The organism is Microbulbifer aggregans (genome assembly GCF_001750105.1).
GTDB lineage: Bacteria > Pseudomonadota > Gammaproteobacteria > Pseudomonadales > Cellvibrionaceae > Microbulbifer > Microbulbifer aggregans.
This window is the reverse complement of sequence record NZ_CP014143.1, coordinates 711,212-733,128: the sequence shown is the minus strand read 5'-3', so window position 1 is coordinate 733,128 and position 21,917 is coordinate 711,212. Positions and strand designations below refer to the sequence as shown.

Genomic DNA, 21,917 nt, shown 5'->3' with positions numbered 1-21,917 from the left:
TGAAATGTTGTCTGTCAGTCTTTCAGCATCGGCAGGTCCAGATCCTGCTCACGCGCGCAGTTCTTGGCGATGTCGTAGCCCGCATCGGCATGACGCATTACGCCCGTGGCCGGGTCGTTCCACAGCACGCGCTCGATGCGTTTTTTCGCCGCTTCGGTACCGTCGCAGACGATGACCACGCCGGAGTGCTGGCTGAAGCCCATACCCACGCCACCGCCGTGGTGCAGGGATACCCAGGTAGCGCCGGAAGCGGTATTCAGCAGCGCGTTGAGCAGCGGCCAGTCGGATACCGCATCGGAACCGTCCATCATCGACTCGGTCTCGCGGTTGGGGCTCGCCACGGAACCGGAATCGAGATGATCGCGGCCGATCACTACCGGCGCTTCCAGCTCGCCATTGGCGACCATTTCGTTAAAGGCCAGCGCCAGGCGCGCGCGGTCCTTCAGGCCGACCCAGCAGATACGCGCCGGCAGGCCCTGGAACTGAATGCGCTCACGCGCCATATCGAGCCAGTTGTGCAGCTGCGGATTGTCCGGAATCAGCTCCTTTACCTTGGCGTCGGTCTTGTAGATATCTTCCGGATTGCCGGACAGCGCGGCCCAGCGGAAGGGGCCGATGCCTTCACAGAACAGCGGGCGAATATAGGCCGGTACAAATCCGGGGAAATCGAAGGCGTTTTCTACCCCTTCCTCGAGCGCCATCTGACGGATGTTGTTGCCGTAATCGAGAGTGGCGGCACCGCGCTCCTGCAGGTCCAGCATGGCCTGTACCTGGATCGCCATGGATTTCTTGGCTTCCTTCACTACCAGGGCCTCGTCCTGCTTGCGCATCTCGGCGGCCTGCTCCATGGTCCAGCCCTTGGGCAGGTATCCATTCAGCGGATCATGGGCAGACGTCTGGTCGGTGACCACATCGGGCTGGATACCGCGCTCGACGATCTCCGGGAAAACGTCGGCGGCGTTGCCGAGCAGGCCGACGGAGATGGCTTCACCTTTTTCCATCGCCGCGTTGATGATCTCCAGCGCTTCGTCGAGGCTGGTGGCTTTCTTGTCCACGTAGCCGGTGCGCAGGCGGAAGTCGATGCGGGTTTCGTCACACTCCACGGCGATCATGCAGAAGCCGGCCATGGTCGCCGCCAGTGGCTGGGCGCCGCCCATGCCGCCGAGTCCGCCGGTGAGAACCCACTTTCCTTTTGCCTCGCCAGCGAAATGCTTGCGGGCTACCGCGGCAAAGGTTTCATAGGTGCCCTGGACGATGCCCTGGGAGCCGATATAGATCCAGGAGCCGGCAGTCATCTGGCCGTACATGGCCAGGCCCTTTTTATCCAGCTCGTTGAAGTGTTCCCAGGTTGCCCAGTGTGGCACCAGGTTGGAGTTGGCAATAAGCACGCGCGGGGCATCGGCGTGGGTTTTGAACACGCCCACCGGCTTGCCGGACTGTACCAGCAGGGTTTCGTCGTCTTCGAGACGCTTCAGCACTTCGACGATCTTGTCGTAGCATTCCCAGTCGCGAGCGGCACGGCCGATACCACCGTAAACCACCAGGTCCTCAGGCCGTTCTGCGACGTCGGGGTGCAGGTTGTTCATCAGCATGCGCAAGGGCGCTTCAGTGAGCCAGCTTTTGGCATTCAGCTTACTGCCGGTGGGTGCAGCGATTTTGCGGCTGGGGTCGTGGCGTTTATCGGTTGTCATGGTTCACCTCGCAATAACGTTCGGTCGTATTCATGTTCATGTGGTTCCGGCATCTGCCGGAGTAACAATTTCTTAAATCAGAATCTCAACTGGGCCCCGAGCCGGTAGCGGTTACCCGGATGCACCAGGCGGGCAAAGCTGACCACGCCGCTGCTGCTCATGGTGCGCCGCCAGATCTGCAGACAGGCGTCACCGGCTGTCATTTCCAGCGCGCGGGCGATCTCTTCATCTGCAGCGATGGCCTCCACAGTGGTGTCTACTTCAGTCAGCGGTGCCACCGCAGACAGGTAGGCATTGGGGGTCGAAACAGAGAAGTCCTGCTGCAGGTACGCGGGAGCCAGCGCCGGGTTGGTGTAGCGCTCCTCCCATTGAATCGGCAGGTTGTTGTCGCAGTGCACGATGCGGGAGTGGTACACCGGCGCGCCCTCGGTCAGGCCAAGGGCGCGGCTGACAGTGGGTGATGTGGTGGTTTCCTCCAGGCACAGGATACGGCTGCTGTAGCTGTGGCCGCGGGCGGAGACCTCGTCGGCGATATTGCGGATCTCCAGCAGAGAGCCCGCCGGGGTGGGCTCGGCGACAAAAGTCCCCAGGCCCTGGGAACGCACCAATACGCCTTCGTCAGTCAGCTCGCTCAGTGCCCGCCTTGCGGTCATGCGGCTGACCCGGAACTCCTCGGCGAGCTGGTTTTCCGACGGGACGCGGGTATTCACCGGCCAGTCCCCGTGCTCGATACGATCGCGGATATGACGCTTGATGGCCGCGTAACGGGGTTCGTTCCCCGGGCCTGAAGCTTTGTCGCCTTGAGCAGAGGGCTCGCCGCCGGCTAATGGCTTTCTTGCAGTATTCATGGACTTCTGTAGAGTCTCACCCTGAGTTGTATATGCTTGTATATACAAATATTGCGGCTACTATGTTGCCACCGGCTGGTGGTGTCAAGGCAGGGGCGTGAACGTCATCCGCGATTGCGGTCGCGTGTCGCCCTGGCCGGTCGCCCAAGCTGGTTGCCCTTGCAGGTCGCCCTAATTGGTAGGGCAAGGTGGTCGGGATCGCCAGCCCACTTCGCGCCCGATAATTCCGCTCGACAACGGGTCGAGCGTCTATGGTTACAAAAAGGAAAAACGCGCCGCCCTGAGGCCGAAGACCTCTTGTGCGGAAACGCCGGGGAAATAGAGAACCCATGACTGAACGCTGTGATCTGCTGATTACGAATGCCAATGCCGCCACCATGGATCCGTCGATCCCCGGCGGTTATGGCGCTGTAGAGGATGTTGCGATCGCCGTAACCGGCGGGCGTATTGTCTGGATCGGGCCTCGACAGGAGCTGCCGGACTGCGCCGCTGATGAAACCGTCGATGGTGAGGGCTGCTGGATTACCCCGGGCCTGATCGACTGCCATACCCATCTGGTATACGGCGGCCATCGGGCATCCGAGTTTGCCCGTCGTCTGGGTGGTGAAAGCTACGAGGAAGTCGCCCGCTCTGGCGGCGGCATCCTGTCCACTGTGCGTGCCACCCGCGCGGCCAGCGCCGAGCAGTTGTACCAGGCGGCGGAGCCGCGCCTGCAGGCACTGTTGTCTGAGGGCGTCACCACAGTAGAGGTCAAATCGGGCTATGGCCTCGATCTGGATACGGAGCTCAAACAGCTGCGCACCGCGCGTCGCCTTGCCCAGCACTACCCGGTGGATATCGTTACCACCTGCCTCGCGGCCCACGCATTGCCACCGGAATACGACGGCCGCCCGGACGAGTACATCGATCTGGTGTGCGAAGAGATTCTGCCGGCGGTAGCGAAAGAACAACTGGCAGATGCGGTGGACATGTTCTGCGAGTCCATCGCCTTTTCCGTGGAGCAGTGCCAACGGGTCATCCAGCGGGCAAAGGAGCTGGATCTGCCGGTGAAGGCGCATGCCGAACAGCTGAGCCGCAGCGGTGCCACTGCGATGGCGGCCAAGGCGGGTGCGCTGTCCGTGGACCATGTCGAATACATCAGCAATCTGGATGTGGCTGCGATGGCTGATAACGGCACCGTGGCCGTATTGTTGCCAGGCGCCTTCTACACGCTGAAAGAAACCCAGGTGCCGCCGGTGGAATCACTGCGGGCGTCGGGCGTCTGCATGGCGCTGTCCACGGATCTCAATCCGGGCAGCTGCCCCATCGCCTCCCTGCGCCTGATGATGAACATGGGCTGTAATCTGTTCGGCTTGACCCCGGCGGAGGCACTCGCGGGGGTGACCCGCTCGGCGGCCCGTGCACTGGGCTTGTGCTGCTCCCGCGGTGTTTTGAGGGCGGGACTGCGGGCAGACATGGTGCTCTGGCCGATGGAGACGCCCGACCAGTTGGCTTACGAATTCGGCGCCCTGAAACCGGCCCAGATCTACTTTGGAGGCAGACATGTTACAGCTGGCTGATATGCGCCTGTGGAGCGGCCGCACCGATCGCGAAGACGGTAAGGCTGGCGAGCGCTGGCACCAGCGCATCACACCGCTGCAACTCGACAGCGCCCCGGGTCTGGCGATCCTCGGGTTTGCCTCCGACGAGGGCGTACGCCGCAACAAAGGCCGCATCGGTGCCGCCAAGGGCCCGCGCATCTTGCGGATGGCGATGGCCAACCTGCCTGCCACCTTCGATACGCCGCTCTATGATGCCGGCAATGTGCGGGTGGAGAAAGAAGACCTGGAATCGGCCCAGTCATTACTGGGGGCAAGGGTGACCGAACTGCTGAGCGACGGGCACTTTCCTCTGGTGCTGGGCGGTGGCCACGAAATTGCCTTTGGCAGCTACCAGGGTGTCGCCCGCTGGATGCGCGAGCAGCAGCGGGAGAAAACGCTGGGCATTATTAACTTCGATGCCCACCTGGACCTGCGCCTGCCAAAGCCGAAGGGCTCATCGGGTACACCGTTTTATCAGATTGCCGAACAGTGTGAGATCAACGGCAAGCCGTTCAACTATCTCTGCGTCGGGGCATCCGATGCCGCCAATACACCGGCACTCTACAACCGGGCCGATGAGCTCGGGGCAAAAGTCATCCGCGACCGCGAAATCACGCCCTGGGCGCTGGAAAAGGCGCGGGAGCGCATCGCCGACTTTATCGGCGGAGTGGATTTCGTCTATCTCACCATCTGTCTGGATGTGTTGCCGGCGGCTGTCATGCCCGCAGTCAGCGCCCCGGCCGCGCGCGGTGTACCGTTGGAGTTGCTCGAGCCGTTGCTGGATACGGTGCTGCAATCCGGCAAGGTCTGTCTGGCCGATTTGGCCGAGTTCAATCCGTACTTCGATATCGAGGACCACGGTGCGCGAACGGCTGCACGGATAGGCTTCCAGGTCGCCAATGAAGTGACGGGGCGCTGAGACCAGGCCGGGGTTTCACCCGCCTGGCTCTACTCCATAGGTCTGGGGGAGGCCTTGTGGAGCTGCGTCAGCAGTTGATGTGCAGTCGCACATCCACATTGCCGCGAGTCGCATTGGAATAGGGGCAGACCTCTTCGTGGGCGCGGTTGGCGATCTTTTCTGCATCGCCCTTGTTCATACCCGGTAGCTCGATGTGGAGGTCGATGTCGAGCCCGAAGCCTTTGTCCTTGGGACCGATGCCCACTTTGGCACACACGCTGACATCTTCAGGTACATCGATATTCTCCTTGTCGGCCACGAACTTCATCGCCCCGATAAAACAGGCCGCGTAGCCGGCAGCAAACATCTGCTCAGGATTGGTGCCTGTACCGCCATCGCCGCCCATTTCCTCGGGCACACTCAGTTCAACTTCCAGTCTTCTATCATCGGACCTGGCCCTGCCATCACGGCCTTCGGTCGCTGTGGCAACTGCCGTGTAGAGTACCTTCACATTCCCCTCCTTGATCAGGGTAAAACCGAGAAGGGAAGTGTAGCCAAGGTCAAGGCTTTGGCGCGGACTGGTAATTGCGTATGCCCCAAGCTGTCACTAGAGTGGAGGGCAGAATAATGACAAGAGAAGCCCAAATGTCCGATCGTGAGACTCATACCTCTCTCCCCCGTCGTGGCGCCTCTACACGCATAGGAAGGCGTTATCGCTCAAATCGCCTGGACGGCCCCTATGATGCCATCGTAATAGGCTCCGGTATTGGTGGCCTGACAACGGCTGCGCTGCTCAGTGCGGCCGGGAAGAAGGTTCTGGTGTTGGAGCAGCATTATACGGCTGGTGGCTTTACCCACGCCTATGAGCGCAATGGCTATGAGTGGGATGTGGGGGTGCATTACATCGGGGATGTGGGCGCGCACCCGACGATGACCCGCAGGTTGTTCGACTTCCTCTCCGGTGGCCAGCTGCAATGGGCGCCGATGGACAGTACTTATGACCGTCTCTGTATCGGCGACAATCAGTATGACCTGCGCGCAGGTCGTGACGAATTTATTGCGGGCATGCTTGAGCATTTTCCCGGAGAACAGAAAACGCTGGAGCGTTATCTGGATCGAGTGGCCTCGGTCGGAAAAGCGATGCGGATTCTGACTCTGGAAAAACTATTGCCGGGCTGGTTTGCGCCACTGCTTTCAGCCTGGAAAAATTGGCGTCTCCCCGCATATCTGAACAAGACTACCTACGAGGCCTTGCGTGAGCTGACTGATAATGAGCGGCTGATCGCCGCTTTGACCGGTCAGTGGGGTGACAACGGAATGCCGCCCAAAGAGGGCAGTTTTATCATTCATGCGCTGATCGTGAAGCACTATTTATATGGGGGCTATTATCCGATCGGTGGCGCCAGTCAGATCGCTGCCACGATAATCCCCGGCATACAGTCAGCCGGGGGAGAGGTCTTCACCTATGCCGAAGTGGATACCATCCTCATGGAGGGTAACCGGGCCTGTGGTGTGCGCATGAAGGACGGTACCGAGATTACTGCTCCGACGGTGATTTCGAATACAGGCGTCTTCAACACCTTTGAAAAGCTATTACCGGAAAGTGCAGTGGAGCATGCCGGTTACCACCGCGACCTGCAATCCGTAAAGCCGTCCATGGCCCATCTCTGTTTGTATATCGGTCTGCGAAAGACTGCCGAAGAGCTGGGGTTGCCAAAAACGAATTACTGGCTCTATCCGAGCACTGACTATAGCGGCGATATCCGAAAGTTCATGGGCGATCCCGAATCGGAGATCCCGCTGGTATATATTTCCTTTCCTTCGGCCAAGGATCCGACATTCATCGAGCGCTATCCCGATCGTGCGACCATCGAGATCGTTGCGCCCGGTCCCTACGAGTGGTTCGAGCAGTGGGAGGGCAAGCCATGGGGCAAGCGGGGTACTGATTATGACGCACTCAAGGAGTCGTACAGTCAGCGCTTGCTGGAACATCTCTACAGGCATTTCCCGCAATTGCGCGGCCAGATTGATTACTACGAGCTCTCTACCCCGCTTTCGACCCGCCATTTCTGCTTTTACGAACAGGGCGAGATTTACGGACTGGATCATACTCCCGGCCGCTTCAGTCAGAGCTGGCTGAGGCCCAAGACCCGGATCAAGGGGCTGTACCTGACCGGACAGGACATCATGAGCTGTGGTGTGGCTGGGGCCATGTATGGCGGTGTGGTTGCTGCCCAGGCTGTGCTCGGCTGGCGACAGGGTGTGCCGTTATTAAAGAGAGTCTTTTCTGGCTATGCCAACACGAGAAAGGAGAGGAGTACAGGCAGCACGCCCAAAGAGGCTTCGCCTGTATCCTAGCCCTTGCTACTCGTTGCAGATTGCAATTAGCTGGAATTTAGACACAAGGGTGGCCAATGTATATCCCGACAGCCTTCGAGATCACTGATCAAGAAGAAATCTACGCATTTGTCGAGAAGCACGGGTTTGGGCAACTGATTTCTTCTGTGGCGGGCCGCTTGACCTCCACGCACATGCCGTTCTTGCTCTCGGAAGAGCGGGCAATACTGCTTGGCCATCTGGCTCGGTCCAATCCTCAGTGCACTGACTTGCATGGGCAGGAAGTACTGGTGACGCTACAGGGGCATCATGGCTACATCTCCCCAAGCTGGTATGAGAAGCCTGGTGTGCCCACATGGAATTATCAGGCCGTACACATCTACGGGCGTGCCCTGGTGTTTGATTGCAGAGAAAGGTTAAAGCAAGTGGTTGATAGGCTGTCTCAAAAATATGAAGGCGCGATCGGGCAAGAATGGCGTGGGGACTACGAAGAACTGATGCTCGGGGCGATTATGGGGGTTGAAATCAACATATCTGAGGTCCAGTGTACCTATAAGTTGAGTCAGAATCGCTCGGCGGAAGATCGGCAGGGAGTTATTTCCCAGTTGAAGGAGCTGGGTTCCAATGAATTGGCTGAAGTAATGGAGAAGTACAATGTTTAGTCACGTGATGATCGGTGCTAATGATATCGAGCAATCGAAGAAATTTTATGACGCGATCCTGGAAAAGCTGGGCTATAAGCCCGGTGTGATCGATGACAAGGGGCGCTGTTTCTATTTTGGCAAAGACGGCGTTTTTGCGCTCACCAAGCCCATTGATGGAGAGCCGGCCTCTCATGGCAATGGCAGCACGATCGGTTTTTCTGTAGAGAATCCCGAAGCTGCTGACGCCTGGCATGAGGCAGGACTGGCCAATGGTGGAGCAGCCTGTGAGGATCCGCCCGGCATACGCGAAGGAGCGGGCATGAAACTGTATCTCGCCTATCTGCGTGATCCGGCCGGGAACAAGATCTGTGCTCTTCACCGGATGCCCTGATCAGAAAGCAAAGTAAATGATTGCGTGGCGCAAAGAGAGACTAATGGATGCGTTTACTTTCTCTGCGGCAAATCCAGATTTTTGTGGAGCAATAAAAAAGGTGGCCAATGGCCACCTTTTTTGTCAGTAAAGAATGGGTTTTCTTTACTTGTACTGCTTCGGTAAGTCAGCTTCACACATACCCAGAGTAGCGCCGGTCTTCAATTGAGCGGAGACCCCTTCAGGGTAACCAACCTTGAGTGTTTTTTCGTTTTTGCACACAAACAGCTGATCCAGTGTGAGTTTGAATGAGCCAAAGGCATTCTCCAGAGCTGCCCAGCCCACGATGTGTTTGCCGTTTGTGGAAATCCCGGTTGCAGTAGATGCAACTTCGAGGTCCGCTGCATTGATCACACCCTGGCCTCGCAGGAGGTCACCCAGCCTGTGCTCGCCACCCAGAGCTTCCGACACAATCATTGCTCCGGCGCCAGCCGCGGTGCCAATGGCGCCAACCAGGGTGCCATCGTCGGCAATGTCGTAGGGATTGAAGGCCTTCTCACCGAAGCAGAACCAGTCCCACCAGGGGCAGGCTTCGCGGATATTCAGTAGCGTAAAATCCCCAGTCTGGGTATTGTACACGTACTGATCAGGTCTCCATTCGGCGTCATAGGCATCGATGCCGGAGACCCAGGTGCCATCTGTGCTCACTGCGGTGGCCTCTCCAACGAACTGGACACCGGCTGGTGCGGCCTCCTTCAAGTTGATCTCCTGACCGTCTTTCCAAACTCGCCCCTGCCACAAGCCAGAAGAAGAATCGGATTCCCAGCCGACGGCGATACCAGTGTTGGAGAGTGCGTTGATGCGCGAGCTATTGTTGTCCTTGTGGCTATCGAGGATCGTCCAGCCGTTCTCTTCATCGTAGGTGGCTGCGGAGACCTGGAAGTTGTCGTACTCTGCGGAGTTATCGCAGTTCCAGAGGAACCCCCCCATGGTGCGGCCATCCGGGGAAATGGCGAAGTTGGAATACGTTTCAAGTATCCCGCCACCCTGGTCGCAGCCACTATTGCCAGCACTGGGGAGCACTTCGATACCGCGGCCCTTCGTATAGCGCGCCGGGAGGTAGGAATTGTTCTGGGCCACGCGTCCGGCGACAACAGAGCCATTATCGCTGACGGCAATGCCGCCCATCTCCAGGATGGTGTATTCGTCATTGCCGTCGTTGTGGATCCAGCTCAGTGCCTGCCCATACCAGTTGATGATGTCACCACCCATGAACTGGCCGTTTGCAGTGATTTCAGTGGCATTGGGGGCCGGGTAGGTAATGAGTTGCGGCGTGTCCTTCATGCCATTCATCTGGATATCGATGTTCTCCACAACCTGGCCGGCACCGGCAACTACAGGTGTATAGGCGCAGGCGTCATCCTGCACGGCATCATCACTCTCGCCGTTGCCGTTGTAATACTCCGACGGTCCGGGCAAGCCAACCTGAGGTGTCGGGAAACCACCGGCGAAAATCTTTTCGATGTGGACTACATAGCTCGCCCCCGGGGTGAGACCTTGCAGTACATACTCGCCGGTACCCTGTGCAGCATCAGGATGACCGTCATTCCAATCCCCGGTCATTGCGGTAATGGCATCTTGCCAGGGGTTGTCGATATTACGAGCAACAATATTCAGCCCAATAATACCCTCCTTGCTGAAGGCGTAATTGACCTTGCCCTTGATCGTGCCGGTCTCGGCAGTAAAGCTGCTGGCGGGATAGATTGAGGATATCGCTGCGTAATCCTCCCTGGTCGAGGCTGTTGCCTGCTGACCGCCGGTGGCGCCACTGCTTTCCGGGTTGGTGTTGATATACGGATACATGACCGAGATATCGGTAGTTGTCGGTGCAGATTCCTGCGGGAACGGCAAACGGTATTCGCCGCCGGTCAGAGGGTGCGCAGAACAGTCCCGGGGCCCTGCGGTCAGCGCACCGTAGCCGCTGTACATGATGAGATGACCGTTGGTCTGCGTATGCGCCAGGTTGAAAGAGTGACCCAGCTCATGGGTGATAACACCACTCATCTGTTTTAGGTCGGTGTCATTGTAATAGGTGCTGGCCCCGCCCATGACTGCCCAGCCTTCTGTGATGACACCGGTTTCCTCATCGGCCCATTCGGGTGAGGCAATGCCGAGTACACCACTGGGTGCGCCCATGACGTCGCGCATGACAGAGCCGGTTTCGTCGAACATGACATGGATGCCACCGTTGTTCACGGTGCCGATGATTTCATGAATCACGTTACCGTTGCCGTCTGTGCTGAATTCCTCGGCCGCGCCGGTAATATCCCCATCACCCCCGCCGATGCCGATATCGGCAAAGCTGCCGGCTACTTCGGCCTGGAAGCTGGAGGTGGGAACGTTGGACCACGACGCCAGTGCATCCCGGATACGCTCCACGCCCTGCTCGTTGGTGAACTCGACATACAGCTCTTCAACGTAGCCGCACTGCCAGTTTCCATCCTCGTTACAGGTCTCCGGTGTGCTTACGTACAAATTCACCGTCCCTGATGCATAGTTGCCGCCATCGGTATAGACCTTGACCGGCGAGCTCACATCCCAGCGATAGGGCGTGCCTTTTTCGTAGTCGTATACATAGAGCGGACCGTAAGCCATGGTGGAAGCAGTTGCTGACAGGATGCTTGCGGCGAGTGCTGATTGGAGGAATGTTTTCTTGGAATTATTCATTGGTCATTACTCCATTTTCGATCCATTTTTCTTCCACTGCAGTTCGGACCAAAGACAGGAAGTCTTGCGCTGCATAGGCACCGCCTGGCTGGTTGACCAGATCCTGGTGGTTCTTTTTCAGTGAGCGATTGAATTTGATGCCGGCGAACAGCTCGTCGTTATTGAGGCCATTGCTGATGTTGTTGGCGCGAATCAGGAATTTGCCCTGGGTGAGGCCGGCAGTGGTCTGAAACCCGGTTTTAGAGGCGGGGGCGTGCAAAAAAAGCAGAACGTTCTCACCGACACTGTATGTGGGCCAGCCAGCGGGGGTGACCATCATGTTGATACGCCCATCACCGGTAGGTTTCGGTTTGATCAAACCGAACTGGCGGAAACTATATTCCTCACCTTTGTCACCCTTGATGTTCTGTCCCACCTTGATAGTGATTTCAGTAAAGGGCAGGCCATTCTGGAATCCATCCTCTTTGTCTTTTACCGTGCCAACGAGAATTGACTCAGAGTGCTTCATGAGTTCCAGTAAGTTATGTTTTTCTGATTTGTTCGCGTAGGCGACGTTCATGCTCATCATCGTGATGATTGAGGCAAGAAACACAAGACCGCGAAAACCATTGCGTTTTGTGTTGGTCACAGAGACCTCCTGTTTGTGGGTTTCATTATTATTGGTTGGACTCCTTTCCCCAGACTGGTCATCTATTTTGTCTGTATTCCTTCTGTAGTCCTTGGTTGTCGAGCCAATTGTCGGCATATTAAGTAGATGCTTTATTTCCAGTCTCGACAGAGATAAAGGTTATGAGAGAAATATCTTCGGCGCTGTGCAGTGGTGGCCAGGGTGTTGATGAATTCGGCCACTCACCGGCAGTAAAGAAAATATGAAAACGTTATCAGTCAATGCCGCGCTGCTTGGTCTTGTTTGGCGAGTAATCGAGAGCTATCGCATTGATCCCCGCACCTTCATACCGGCCTCGCTATACCGTCCTGAGCTGGAGCTGCCTGTGGATGCGCATATTTCGGTGGAGGTTTACTACGGCATTATCGGCAAAGTGCTTGAGGAAATTGATGATGAAGCCGTAGGTATTCGTTCGGGCTCAGTCATGCACCCAAGTCATCTCCATATCCTGGGGCATGCCTGGATGGCCATTCCGACACTGCTTGCGGGTTTTCAGATCAGTGAAAACTACTGTCGTCTTTTGATCGATGATCTGGATGCACGTTTTGCCGGCGAAGGTGATCGAGTCGGTTTGATCTACCAGCGCAGTGGGGACTGCTCATTCAAGTGGATTCAGATGGACTCGACTCTTGCAGGGTTAGTGCGCTTATGTCGTCTGCAATACGGCGAATCTTTCGTGCCCGCTTCAGTATCTATGTCCCGGCCTGCACCCGTGGATCGGTCTGTCTGGGATGACTATTTTGGTGTGGATGTTCAGTTCGATGCGCCCTGCGACGCTGTCTATATCCGCCGGGAGCTTGCTGAACAGAGATTGCCAACAGCACATTCCGGAATTCTTGAGCGCCATGATGCCCTGCTTGCCCGAGCCATGGCATCTCGGCACGAGGCGGATATCGTGACCAAAGTGCGTTTGGAGATTCAGCGACAGTTGCCAACTGGGGTTCTGGCGTTGGAAAAAATTGCGGAGGCGGTCGATTGCCCGACTCGAACCCTGCATCGGAAACTGACCCAAAATGGAACGACATTCCGCCAGTTATTGAAGGAAACCCGCATAGATCTCGCTCAGCAATATCTTCGGGAGGATAGCCCAAGCGTGACGGAGATAGCCTTTATGCTTGGCTACTCCGATGCGGGCGCTTTTACGCGCGCGTTCCGGGAATGGTTTGGTGAGGCGCCTAGTACATACCGAGCGCGGTGTAAGTGACTAACCGCTAGATCGGGGTTCTGCTTTCAGTTGGGTGCGGCTTTTGCAGGCGCCCTCGTTCAATTCCTTGAGAAATTCCTATAAAAATCGGTTTTGGCCGCCGCGCTGCATCCGCTGCAGTAATGCCAGAGTTTTTTCGATTCCCTCGATCTCGCTCAGCCGGTTACCCTCATATTCGATCCCAACCCAACCGCGATAACCGGCCGTGCGGACGATGTCCAGCATGCGCTGGAAGTCGGTCTGCACGGCTTCTCCATTTTCATCGAAGTCGTAGCTCTTGGCGCTGATGGCCTTGGCCCAGGGCATCAGCTCGCGGACACCGCGGTAGCGATCGTAGGTGAGGCCATTCTCGCGATCGATATGGAAGTTGCCAAAATCTGGCAGCGTGCCCACACGCGGGTGGTCGGCGAGCCGCATGACGCCGGAGAGCCACTCGCCGTTGGATGACAGTCCGCCGTGGTTCTCTACCAATACGTTGAGTCCGAGTCCTTCACAGTATTCGCCCAGCAGGTGCAGGCCGTCGGCGGCCTTCTTCATCTGTTCGTCGTAGCTGCCGTGACTGTGCGCGTTGACGCGTATCGAATGGCAGTCGAGTTCTTTTGCCATTTCTGCCCAGCGCTGGTGTCGCGCTACGGTCTGCTTGCGCGCCGCATCGGTTTCCGCACCGATATCCCCCTCACCGTCAACCATGATCAATAGGCTCTGTACGCCTTCGCCATCCGCCTGCTGTTGCAGTTTACGGGTCAGTGCGGCGCTGTAGTTGTCTGAGTAGAATTGGTTGACGTACTCCACACCATCGATATCGAATAATCGCCTCGCCAGGCGGGGAAAGTCTTGCGGGTTGGCTGTCCGATTTTGAAAGGCGCGGTGCAGGGACCACTGGGCGAGAGAGATCCTGAACCAGGGTTCTTGCTCTACCGCGAAACTCTGAGCGACAGGAAGGAGAGCACCTGCGCTTGCAGCCGTTAGCATGCTGAGAAATTGGCGGCGAGATTGATCGTGCATCGGTATTGGCTCTGATTTGCGGTTATCGCTGAGTGGTTAAATCAGGGCGCTGTCGGCGTGCGACGAGTACAAAAAAGGGCGATCTCTCGATCGCCCCCTGTCGGTCACTTCTTGTTTTTCATTGCCGCCGCCAGCAGGTCGCCCATGCTGCCGCGGCCACCACCCTGGCCGCCCTGTTGCTGGCGGTTGCGGTTGTTGTGGCGCTGGGCTTGGCGGCTCTCGCGGTGATCACCTTTCTTGACGCCGCCACTGCCCTGCTCGCCCGGTTCGTCGGACAGGCGCATGGACAGGCCGATACGCTTGCGCGCCACATCCACTTCCATCACTTTGACCTTGACGATGTCGCCGGCCTTGATGACTTCGTGTGGGTCCTTGACGAACTTGTCCGACAGCGCGGAGATGTGTACCAGGCCGTCCTGATGCACGCCGATATCCACGAAGGCGCCGAAATTGGTGACGTTGGTGGCGGTGCCCTCGAGGATCATGCCGGGGCGCAGATCCTTGATCTCCTCGACACCCTCTTCGAATTTGGCGGTGCGGAATTCCGGGCGCGGGTCGCGGCCGGGCTTCTCCAGCTCGGCGATGATGTCGGTAACGGTGGGCACACCAAATTTTTCATCGGTGTAGTCCGCCGGGTTCAGCTTGCGCAGGAAGGCTGAGTCGCCGATCAGGCTGTTGATCTCGCGACCGTTCTTCTCGGCGATGCGCTTAACCACCACGTAGGCTTCCGGGTGCACACCTGACTTGTCCAGCGGGTTCTCACCGTTGTTGATGCGCAGGAAGCCGGCGGCCTGCTCGAAAGCCTTGGGCCCCAGGCGCGGCACTTCCTTCAGTTGGGCGCGGCTCTTGAATGCGCCGTTCTGGTCGCGATAGGTGACGATATTGGCAGCGATGGAGTTGCTGAGGCCGGATACCCGCGCCAGCAGCGGTGCGGAGGCTGAATTCAGCTCGGCACCAACGCCGTTCACACAGTCTTCCACCACGGCGTCCAGGGAGCGGGCCAGCTGGGTCTGGGAGACATCGTGCTGGTACTGGCCGACACCGATGGACTTGGGCTCGATCTTCACCAGTTCTGCCAGCGGGTCCTGCAGGCGGCGGGCGATGGAGATCGCGCCGCGGATGGTCACGTCCAGGTCCGGGAATTCACGGGCGGCAAACTCGGAAGCCGAGTACACGGAGGCGCCGGCCTCGTTCACCATCACTTTCTGCGCGCTGAGCTTGAAGTGTTTGAGCGTATCGCCAACGAACTTGTCGGTCTCGCGGCTGGCGGTGCCGTTGCCGATCGCGATCAGGCCCACATCGTACTTGGTGCACAGCGCGGCAATGACGGCCGCAGACTCAGCGGTGCGGTTCTGCGGCGGGTTGGGATAAATGGCAGTGTGATCCAGCACCTTGCCGGTCGCGTCGACCACCGCCACTTTCACCCCGGTACGCAGGCCCGGGTCCAGGCCGATAGTGGCTTTCTGGCCGGCGGGTGCGGCCAGCAGCAGGTCTTTCAGGTTGCGGGAGAAGACCTTGATGGCTTCTTCCTCGGCCTTCTCACGGAGCTCGCCCATCAGGTCGGTCTCCAGGGTGGTGAGCAGCTTGATGCGCCAGGTCCAGCGCACCACTTCCGCCAGCCACTTGTCAGCCGGACGCCCCTGATCGCTGATGTCGACATGTTTGGCAATCATGCTCTCGCAGGGATGGCCTGCGGTGGCCGGGCGCTCCTCGTCACCCTCGAGGCCGATGCTGATGGCCAGCACGCCTTCGTTGCGGCCACGGAAGATGGCCAGGGCGCGGTGGGACGGGACCTTGGACCAGTCCTCGGCGTATTCGAAGTAATCGCGGAATTTGGCCCCTTCCTCTTCCTTGCCGTCCAGTACACGGGATTTGACCTGCCCGTCGCGCTTGAGGAAATCGCGCAACTTACCGAGCAACTCTGCGTCTTCAGCAAAGCGTTCCATCAGGATGAACTTCGCACCGTCGAGAGCAGCCTTGATGTCCTTGACGTGCAGGGACGCGTCCTCGTTGTCGGTATTCAGGTACTGCTGCGCTTCCTCTTCGGGATTCAGGCCGGGATCGTTAAAGAGGGCGTCGGCGAGCGGTTCCAGGCCGGCCTCGATGGCGATCTGGCCCTTGGTGCGACGCTTGGGCTTGTAAGGCAGGTAGAGGTCTTCCAGCCGGTTCTTGGTCTCGGCAGCGTTGATCTGTTCCGCCAGCTCCGGGGTAAGTTTGCCCTGCTCGTCGATGCTTTTCAGGATGGCCGCGCGGCGCTCTTCCATTTCCCGCAGGTAACGCAGGCGCTCTTCCAGGGTACGCAGCTGTGTGTCGTCCAGGGCGCCGGTGACTTCTTTCCGGTAGCGGGCGATAAACGGGACTGTGGCTCCTTCGTCCAGCAGGGCGACGGTGGCTGAGACCTGCTGCGGGCGAACGTTGAGTTCTTCGGCGATTCGGGCGTTGATATCCAGCATTTTATTTTCTTACATCCGTTCTGCGGAGAGTACATCTTGCCCGGCGACTGTGGATGGCGCCGCCGGTGAATTCAGGAGCGGCATTATGCGGGAGCGAGGCCCTGTGAGAAAGGTTTGCGGCGAACTGCAATCCCCTGCGACGACTTGCAGCGGAAAGCAGTTCATTTGTTGCTGAACTCCAGTAGAATGCGCAACTAGTCAAAATTTGATCACTTTTGGATCCGCTTCTGGATAGAGGGTATCTGTGAAAATTTCCAAGAAGAATAAGTTTTTCGGCATCGTTGTTGTTGTCGGTGTGGCCGCAATCGCGCTGGTGACCCTGTTGGCGCCAAAACCGAAGGAAAAAGTTGCTGAGCCGGTAGTGCCGCCGACGGCAGATGTCCTGTATGCCAAGCCGGGTCGTGAGACCCTGCTGGTGCCGAGCCAGGGTACCGTGCGCGCACGCCATGAGATCGAGGTGGTGGCCCGGGTCGGCGGTGCGATCGAAAAGGTCGATGGCGCTTTTGTACCGGGAGGCTTCTTCCAGGCGGACCAGTCCCTGCTGCAGATCGAATCTGCGGATTACCGTCACCAGCTGACCCGCGCCGAGTCCCAGCTGGCGAACGCCAAGGCCACACTGGCCCAGGAGCAGGGTCGCGCCAAGCAGGCCAAGCGCGAGTGGCGCGATCTGGGTTCTGAGGAGGCCAACGCCCTGTTCCTGCGCAAGCCGCAGCTGGCTGCCGCTGAGGCCGCCGTGGCTGCGGCCCGTGCCGACCGCGACCAGGCCAAGCTGGATCTGGAGCGCACACGGGTCAAGACCCCATTCGCAGGCCGCGTGGTGGAGACCTATGTGGATCTGGGCCAGTACATCACTCCGGGCACCAAACTGGCGAAAATCCACAGCACTGGTATCGCCGAGGTGCGACTGCCCCTGACCGACCGCCAGCTGGCATTGCTGGAGCTGCCCCTGGGGCAGTCCATCGAGAATGGCCCGGCGGTGCGCCTGAGCGCGCAGATTGCCGGCCAGAAGCGTGAGTGGCGTGGCCAGCTGGTGCGTACAGAGGCCAATATCGACCCGAACAGCCGCTTCGTTTATGCCGTGGCACAGGTACAGAACCCTTATGAAGGCGAGGCGCCACTGGTAAACGGCCTGTTTGTGGAAGCGGACATTGCCGGCAAGACTTTTGACGATGTAGCGCGCCTGCCCCGCCAGGCACTGCACGAGGGGAACCACCTGCTGGTACTGGACGCGGAGAACAAGTTGCGCTTCAAGACCGTCGAGCTGCTGCAGGCTGTAGGTGAGGATGTCTGGGTACGCGGTGATGTGGACCCGGGTGAGCGCGTAGTCGTGTCCAGCCTCGGTTTCTCCCGCGAGGGGATGGTGATCACCGCCAACCCGCTGAATGAAAAGCCGGCCGGTCTGATCCTTGGGGATGACAAGGTGAGCGAGGAGCCGGCCTCTGATGAGACTGTGACCGCCGATGCTGGCGGTGCCGCGCAGGGGGCGCGCTGATTATGCAGGGCATTATCGGGTGGTTCGTCCGTAACAGTAAGGCCGCCAACCTGCTGATGATCATGATTCTCATCGGTGGTTTGTTTGGTATTTCCCATATCGGCCGTGAGGTTTTCCCGACCCTGAATCCGGGCATCGTGATGGTCGATATCAGCTACCGGGGTGCCGGCCCTGCGGAGGTGGAGCAGCAGGTTACCCAGCGGGTAGAGCAGGCCATTTCCGAGGTGAAGGGCATCAAGGAAGTGAATTCCTGGTCCAGTCGCGGGCGCAGTTCTGTGCGCGTGCAGGCAGTGGATGGCTACGATGAGCTGCGCCTGCTGAACGACATCAAGGTGCAGGTCGACAGTATCAACACCTTCCCGGCGGATATTGAGCGGCCGGTAGTCGCGCTGCAGGAGTGGGAACAGCAGATGATGATGATCGCCATCGGCGGTCCCGTCTCTCCCCACGTGCTCAAAGACACGGCGCTGGATCTGCGCGACAAGCTCATGCTGCAACCCGGCGTTCGCCGTGTGGATGTCTGGGGTGACCGAGCCGATGAGGTCTCGATCGAGGTTTCAGAGGTGGATCTGCGCCGCTATAACCTGAGCTTCGATGATGTTGCCAATGCGGTACGCCGTTCTTCTCTGGATCTGCCCGCCGGCATGGTGCGCTCTGATCGGGGTGACATTCAGGTGCAAACCCGCGGCCAGGCCTACACGGCTGCGGATTTTGCCCAGATCCCGGTGGTGAGCCGCGGTGATGGCACGCGGTTGTTGCTCGGCGATGTAGCGGACATCAATGACGGCTTCGAGGAAGAAGGCTCAATCATCCGCTTTAACGGCAAGCCCGCCATGAACCTGCGGGTGATGCAGGGTGAGCCGCTGGACGTGGTAGCCACTGCGGAGCACATCAAGAAATTTATGGCCGAGGCCCGCGAGCAGTTGCCGCCGGGCATGCAGTTCGAAATCTGGTTTGATTTTTCCAAGGCCTATGAGGGGCGGATGGAATTGCTGGCCGGTAATGCCCTGGGTGGTCTCGCGCTGGTGTTTGTGCTGCTGATGCTGTTCCTGCGTCCGGCGCTGGCCATGTGGGTGACGGTCGGTATTGCCACCGCCTTTATGGGCGCCTTCTGGTTGCTGCCCATCACCGGCGTAACCCTGAACATGCTGTCTCTGTTCGCCTTCCTGCTGATTCTGGGTATCGTCGTAGATGATGCCATCATCGTCGGGGAAGCCGTGCACGCTGCCCATGACCGAGGGGTAACCGGTCTGGAAGCGGCGGAACAGGGCGTCAAACAGGTCTCGGCACCGGTGATTTTTGCCGTGGTGTCGACCATGGTGTTCTTCGTGCCCATGCTGTTCCTGCCGGGCGTCACCTCACAGATGATGCTGGCACTGCCGGTGGTGGTGCTGTTGTGTCTGCTCTTCTCGCTGGTGGAATCCCTGCTGATCCTGCCCGCGCATCTGGTGAACATGAAACCGGAAAAGCAGGCCACCTCCGGCATTGGTATGCGACTGCAGAGCCTGCGGGCAAAATTTGCCGGAGCCATGAAGGACGCCGGCGACAAGTATTACCTGCCCTTGCTGGAGAAGTCCCTGACCAACAGCCGCGCCACGGTAATGATTTTCGTGATGGCGCTGTTCCTGTCGATTGCAGTCTTTAAGGGTGGTTACATCGGCTCCGCTTTCTCGCCCAAAGTCCCCTCGGACCTGCTGGAATTGCGTACCACCATGGCCCCGGGCGAGTCCTTTGAGGAAGCCAAACGGGTGATGGAGCAGTTTGAGGGTGCCGCGGAGCGCCTGGCTGCCGATCCGGAAATGCTGGAGCAGAATGGCGGTGAGCCGTTCGTCGAAAACACCATGGCTTTCCTGTGGCGCGGTAACGTGACGGTGCTGTTGCAGCTGAAGGATGGCGAGCAGCGGGATGTCACCTCTGAGACGCTGGCGCTGCGCTGGCGGGAGTATGTCGGTGAATTGCCGGCCAGTATCGAGGAGATGCGCATCCAGCACACCATCAATGATGGTGGCTCGGGTATGTCCCTGAACCTGAGTACTTCTTCCGGCAACATGGCCGAGCTGCGCGCTGCTGCCGATGCGGTCAAGGAAGCGCTGGATGGATTCGCTGGCGTTTATGACGTGCGCGACAACCTGGTCAGCGCCCGTCAGGATATCGAGATCCAGCTGAAACCCCATGCGACCAATATGGGCATCGGCCTTGCCGACGTGGCCAAGCAGGTGCGCCAGGGCTTCTACGGCGAGGAAGTGCAGCGTATTCCCCGCGGTCGCGAGGATGTGCGGGTCATGGTGCGCTATCCCGAGGAAGAGCGGGCCAGTGAAGAACAGATCGACCGTATCCGTATTCGCACCAACGAGGGCGAGGTGCCCTTCAGCGCAGTGGCCGATGCGGTGTACGTACCCGGCTATACCACCATTCGTCGTCACGACCGCGAGCGCACCGTGCGCATTACTGCGGAACTGACACCGGGGGCGGCGTCGGCGCACGAAATCCTCAAGGAACTGCGCGAGAAGCAGGTGCCTGGCTGGGAGCAGCAGTTCAGTGGCTTCAAGCTGCAAACCGCGGGTGAGATGCAGGAAGAAGAGGAGTTCAGCAGTTCGATCCTGGCCTTCTTCGTGTTGTCCCTGTTCACCATTTACGCGTTGCTGGCGATTGCCTTCCGCAGTTACTCGCAGCCGCTGCTGATCCTCACTGCGGTGCCTTTCGGCTTCTTCGGTGCCATCGTCGGCCACCTGTTGCTGGGTTACGACATCAGCATCATGTCGATGCTGGGTTTCCTGGCCGCCGCGGGCGTGGTGGTGAACGACAACCTGGTACTGATGGATCGGATCAACCAGCTGCGTGCTGAGGGCATGGCCGTCATGGATGCGGTAGTTCAGGCCGGACGGGATCGTTTCCGCCCGATTATCCTGACCTCCATCACCACCTTTGTGGGGCTGGTGCCGATCATGTTCGAGCGCTCGATCCAGGCGCAGTTCCTGATTCCCATGGTGGTCAGCCTGGCCTTCGGTGTTCTGTTCGCCACCGCGGTGACGCTGCTGCTGGTGCCGAACCTGTATAAGGTGATTGAAGTGCTGCGCGCCAGGGCCCATCGCCGGCGCGGCACCGACCCGGAATTGTCGGTGAGCCTCGAAAAAGCCTAAACTACCAGCCTGAAAGAAAACGCCGACCCTGAGTCGGCGTTTTCGTCTTTCCCCTTTCCCTGCTGAGGAACTGTCGGCAATGCGCGTCCCGCGTATCTATTCCCCCGAGCCCCTGTCTGGGTCCAGTGAAGTCGAACTGGACGAAAATGCCAGCCGCCACCTGGTAAAAGTTCTGCGCCTGCAGGCGGGCCGCCCGCTGGTGTTGTTTGATGGCCGCGGGGGTGAATATGAGGCTGAACTGGTGGGGGCCGGCAAGCGTGCGCGTGTTCGCGTGGGGGCTTTTCGTGATGAGAATCGCGAGTCGTCGCTGGCGCTGACATTGGCGATCGGGATTTCCCGCGGCGACCGTTTCGACTGGGTGATTCAGAAGGCCACCGAGCTGGGGGTGGCGCGCATCCAGCCGCTATTTACCGAGCGCTGTGAGGTAAAGCTGAGCGGCGAGCGGTTACAGAAAAAATTGGGTCACTGGCGGCAGATTGCTATCAGTGCCTGTGAGCAGTGTGCGCGCAACCGGGTACCCGAGGTGTTGGAGCCGCGCAAGTTGCCGCAGTTCCTGGAAGAGGCAGGCGGGGAGGACTTCAAGCTGGTACTGCACCACCGAACCGAGGTGAGTCTACGCCAACTGGAGGCCGAGCGCGGTCGCCCGGAGTCGGTACTGTTGCTGGTCGGTCCGGAGGGTGGTCTGTCTGCGACAGAAATCGAGGCAGCGCTGCAAAGGGATTTTGCTCCACTGCGGCTGGGCCCGCGCGTATTGCGCACCGAGACCGCGCCGGTTGCAGCTCTTTCCGTGTTGCAGTATCAATGGGGCGACCTCTGACCTGCGGCGCGAAGCCGTTCGGTTGGATCCGGACTCTACACACT

16 protein-coding genes are annotated in these 21,917 nt (G+C 58.9%); 9 read left to right on the top strand and 7 right to left on the bottom strand.

The features are described from left to right. Nucleotides 1-14: 14 nt before the first annotated feature. Together hutU and hutC are read right to left on the bottom strand one after the other, a co-directional pair. A complete protein-coding gene (hutU, locus tag AUP74_RS03095) occupies nucleotides 15-1,691 on the bottom strand; it encodes a urocanate hydratase (RefSeq protein ID WP_069946273.1) in 1,677 nt (558 codons plus the stop codon). Between the two features lie 77 nt (nucleotides 1,692-1,768). Then, nucleotides 1,769-2,539: a histidine utilization repressor gene (hutC, locus tag AUP74_RS03090; protein ID WP_083260792.1), complete on the bottom strand. Its 771-nt coding sequence runs from the start codon at nucleotides 2,537-2,539 to the stop codon at nucleotides 1,769-1,771. Nucleotides 2,540-2,868: 329 nt separating this feature from the next. Between hutC and hutI the strand changes: the two genes are divergently transcribed. Together hutI and hutG are read left to right on the top strand one after the other, a co-directional pair. Continuing rightward, nucleotides 2,869-4,098: an imidazolonepropionase gene (gene hutI, locus AUP74_RS03085; RefSeq protein WP_069946272.1), complete on the top strand. Its 1,230-nt coding sequence runs from the start codon at nucleotides 2,869-2,871 to the stop codon at nucleotides 4,096-4,098. Next, nucleotides 4,082-5,038, top strand: a complete 957-nt coding sequence (gene hutG, locus AUP74_RS03080) for a formimidoylglutamase (protein ID WP_069946271.1) — start codon at nucleotides 4,082-4,084, stop codon at nucleotides 5,036-5,038. The genes hutI and hutG overlap by 17 nt, the downstream gene beginning before the upstream one ends. Nucleotides 5,039-5,105: 67 nt before the next feature. On the opposite strand, the gene AUP74_RS03075 is transcribed toward hutG, so the two are convergent. After that, nucleotides 5,106-5,528, bottom strand: coding sequence for an organic hydroperoxide resistance protein (locus AUP74_RS03075; protein ID WP_069946270.1), 423 nt, complete (start codon nucleotides 5,526-5,528; stop codon nucleotides 5,106-5,108). Nucleotides 5,529-5,644: 116 nt separating this feature from the next. Between AUP74_RS03075 and AUP74_RS03070 the strand changes: the two genes are divergently transcribed. The 3 genes from AUP74_RS03070 to AUP74_RS03060 are packed head-to-tail and all read left to right on the top strand — an operon-like array spanning nucleotide 5,645 to nucleotide 8,389. Next, nucleotides 5,645-7,375, top strand: coding sequence for a phytoene desaturase family protein (locus AUP74_RS03070; RefSeq protein WP_226999877.1), 1,731 nt, complete (start codon nucleotides 5,645-5,647; stop codon nucleotides 7,373-7,375). A gap of 56 nt (nucleotides 7,376-7,431) precedes the next feature. Further along, a complete protein-coding gene (locus AUP74_RS03065) occupies nucleotides 7,432-8,016 on the top strand; it encodes an FMN-binding negative transcriptional regulator (RefSeq protein ID WP_069946269.1) in 585 nt (194 codons plus the stop codon). Further along, a complete protein-coding gene (locus AUP74_RS03060; RefSeq protein ID WP_069946268.1) occupies nucleotides 8,009-8,389 on the top strand; it encodes a VOC family protein in 381 nt (126 codons plus the stop codon). Before AUP74_RS03065 ends, AUP74_RS03060 begins: the two co-directional genes overlap by 8 nt. A gap of 144 nt (nucleotides 8,390-8,533) precedes the next feature. On the opposite strand, the gene AUP74_RS03055 is transcribed toward AUP74_RS03060, so the two are convergent. Together AUP74_RS03055 and AUP74_RS03050 are read right to left on the bottom strand one after the other, a co-directional pair. Beyond that, the gene (locus AUP74_RS03055; RefSeq protein ID WP_069946267.1) at nucleotides 8,534-11,095 is read right to left on the bottom strand and encodes a matrixin family metalloprotease; all 2,562 of its coding nucleotides are present in this window, start codon (nucleotides 11,093-11,095) and stop codon (nucleotides 8,534-8,536) included. Continuing rightward, nucleotides 11,088-11,723, bottom strand: coding sequence for a hypothetical protein (locus tag AUP74_RS03050; protein WP_083260790.1), 636 nt, complete (start codon nucleotides 11,721-11,723; stop codon nucleotides 11,088-11,090). The genes AUP74_RS03055 and AUP74_RS03050 overlap by 8 nt, the downstream gene beginning before the upstream one ends. Before the next feature lie 241 nt (nucleotides 11,724-11,964). Here AUP74_RS03050 and AUP74_RS03045 point away from each other — a divergent pair, with 241 nt between their 5' ends. Then, nucleotides 11,965-12,966, top strand: a complete 1,002-nt coding sequence (locus AUP74_RS03045; protein WP_069946266.1) for an AraC family transcriptional regulator — start codon at nucleotides 11,965-11,967, stop codon at nucleotides 12,964-12,966. A gap of 78 nt (nucleotides 12,967-13,044) precedes the next feature. On the opposite strand, the gene AUP74_RS03040 is transcribed toward AUP74_RS03045, so the two are convergent. Continuing rightward, nucleotides 13,045-13,971, bottom strand: a complete 927-nt coding sequence (locus tag AUP74_RS03040; RefSeq protein ID WP_069946265.1) for a sugar phosphate isomerase/epimerase family protein — start codon at nucleotides 13,969-13,971, stop codon at nucleotides 13,045-13,047. 104 nt (nucleotides 13,972-14,075) lie between these two features. Beyond that, complete coding sequence (locus AUP74_RS03035; RefSeq protein ID WP_069946264.1) at nucleotides 14,076-16,424, bottom strand: Tex family protein; 2,349 nt, start codon at nucleotides 16,422-16,424, stop codon at nucleotides 14,076-14,078. A 244-nt stretch (nucleotides 16,425-16,668) separates the two neighbouring features. On the opposite strand from AUP74_RS03035, the gene AUP74_RS03030 reads away from it, so the two are divergent. The 3 genes from AUP74_RS03030 to AUP74_RS03020 all read left to right on the top strand — a co-directional run bounded on the left by AUP74_RS03030 (nucleotide 16,669) and on the right by AUP74_RS03020 (nucleotide 21,873). Then, nucleotides 16,669-17,916, top strand: coding sequence for an efflux RND transporter periplasmic adaptor subunit (locus tag AUP74_RS03030; RefSeq protein WP_083260789.1), 1,248 nt, complete (start codon nucleotides 16,669-16,671; stop codon nucleotides 17,914-17,916). 2 nt (nucleotides 17,917-17,918) lie between these two features. Then, a complete protein-coding gene (locus AUP74_RS03025; RefSeq protein ID WP_069946263.1) occupies nucleotides 17,919-21,056 on the top strand; it encodes an efflux RND transporter permease subunit in 3,138 nt (1,045 codons plus the stop codon). A gap of 79 nt (nucleotides 21,057-21,135) precedes the next feature. Next, nucleotides 21,136-21,873 (top strand): 16S rRNA (uracil(1498)-N(3))-methyltransferase, encoded by a 738-nt coding sequence (locus AUP74_RS03020; RefSeq protein ID WP_069946262.1) that lies wholly within the window; start codon nucleotides 21,136-21,138, stop codon nucleotides 21,871-21,873. Nucleotides 21,874-21,917 lie beyond the last annotated feature (44 nt).

Excerpts from the sequence above, each read along its gene's own strand:
- hutU (WP_069946273.1), bottom strand. The coding sequence starts at position 1,691 with ATGACAACCGATAAACGCCACGACCCCAGCCGCAAAATCGCTGCACCC.
- hutC (WP_083260792.1), bottom strand. The coding sequence starts at position 2,539 with ATGAATACTGCAAGAAAGCCATTAGCCGGCGGCGAGCCCTCTGCTCAA.
- hutI (WP_069946272.1), top strand. The coding sequence starts at position 2,869 with ATGACTGAACGCTGTGATCTGCTGATTACGAATGCCAATGCCGCCACC.
- hutG (WP_069946271.1), top strand. The coding sequence starts at position 4,082 with ATGTTACAGCTGGCTGATATGCGCCTGTGGAGCGGCCGCACCGATCGC.
- AUP74_RS03070 (WP_226999877.1), top strand. The coding sequence starts at position 5,645 with ATGACAAGAGAAGCCCAAATGTCCGATCGTGAGACTCATACCTCTCTC.
- AUP74_RS03065 (WP_069946269.1), top strand. The coding sequence starts at position 7,432 with ATGTATATCCCGACAGCCTTCGAGATCACTGATCAAGAAGAAATCTAC.
- AUP74_RS03060 (WP_069946268.1), top strand. The coding sequence starts at position 8,009 with ATGTTTAGTCACGTGATGATCGGTGCTAATGATATCGAGCAATCGAAG.
- AUP74_RS03055 (WP_069946267.1), bottom strand. The coding sequence starts at position 11,095 with ATGAATAATTCCAAGAAAACATTCCTCCAATCAGCACTCGCCGCAAGC.
- AUP74_RS03045 (WP_069946266.1), top strand. The coding sequence starts at position 11,965 with ATGAAAACGTTATCAGTCAATGCCGCGCTGCTTGGTCTTGTTTGGCGA.
- AUP74_RS03040 (WP_069946265.1), bottom strand. The coding sequence starts at position 13,971 with ATGCACGATCAATCTCGCCGCCAATTTCTCAGCATGCTAACGGCTGCA.
- AUP74_RS03035 (WP_069946264.1), bottom strand. The coding sequence starts at position 16,424 with ATGCTGGATATCAACGCCCGAATCGCCGAAGAACTCAACGTTCGCCCG.
- AUP74_RS03025 (WP_069946263.1), top strand. The coding sequence starts at position 17,919 with ATGCAGGGCATTATCGGGTGGTTCGTCCGTAACAGTAAGGCCGCCAAC.
- AUP74_RS03020 (WP_069946262.1), top strand. The coding sequence starts at position 21,136 with ATGCGCGTCCCGCGTATCTATTCCCCCGAGCCCCTGTCTGGGTCCAGT.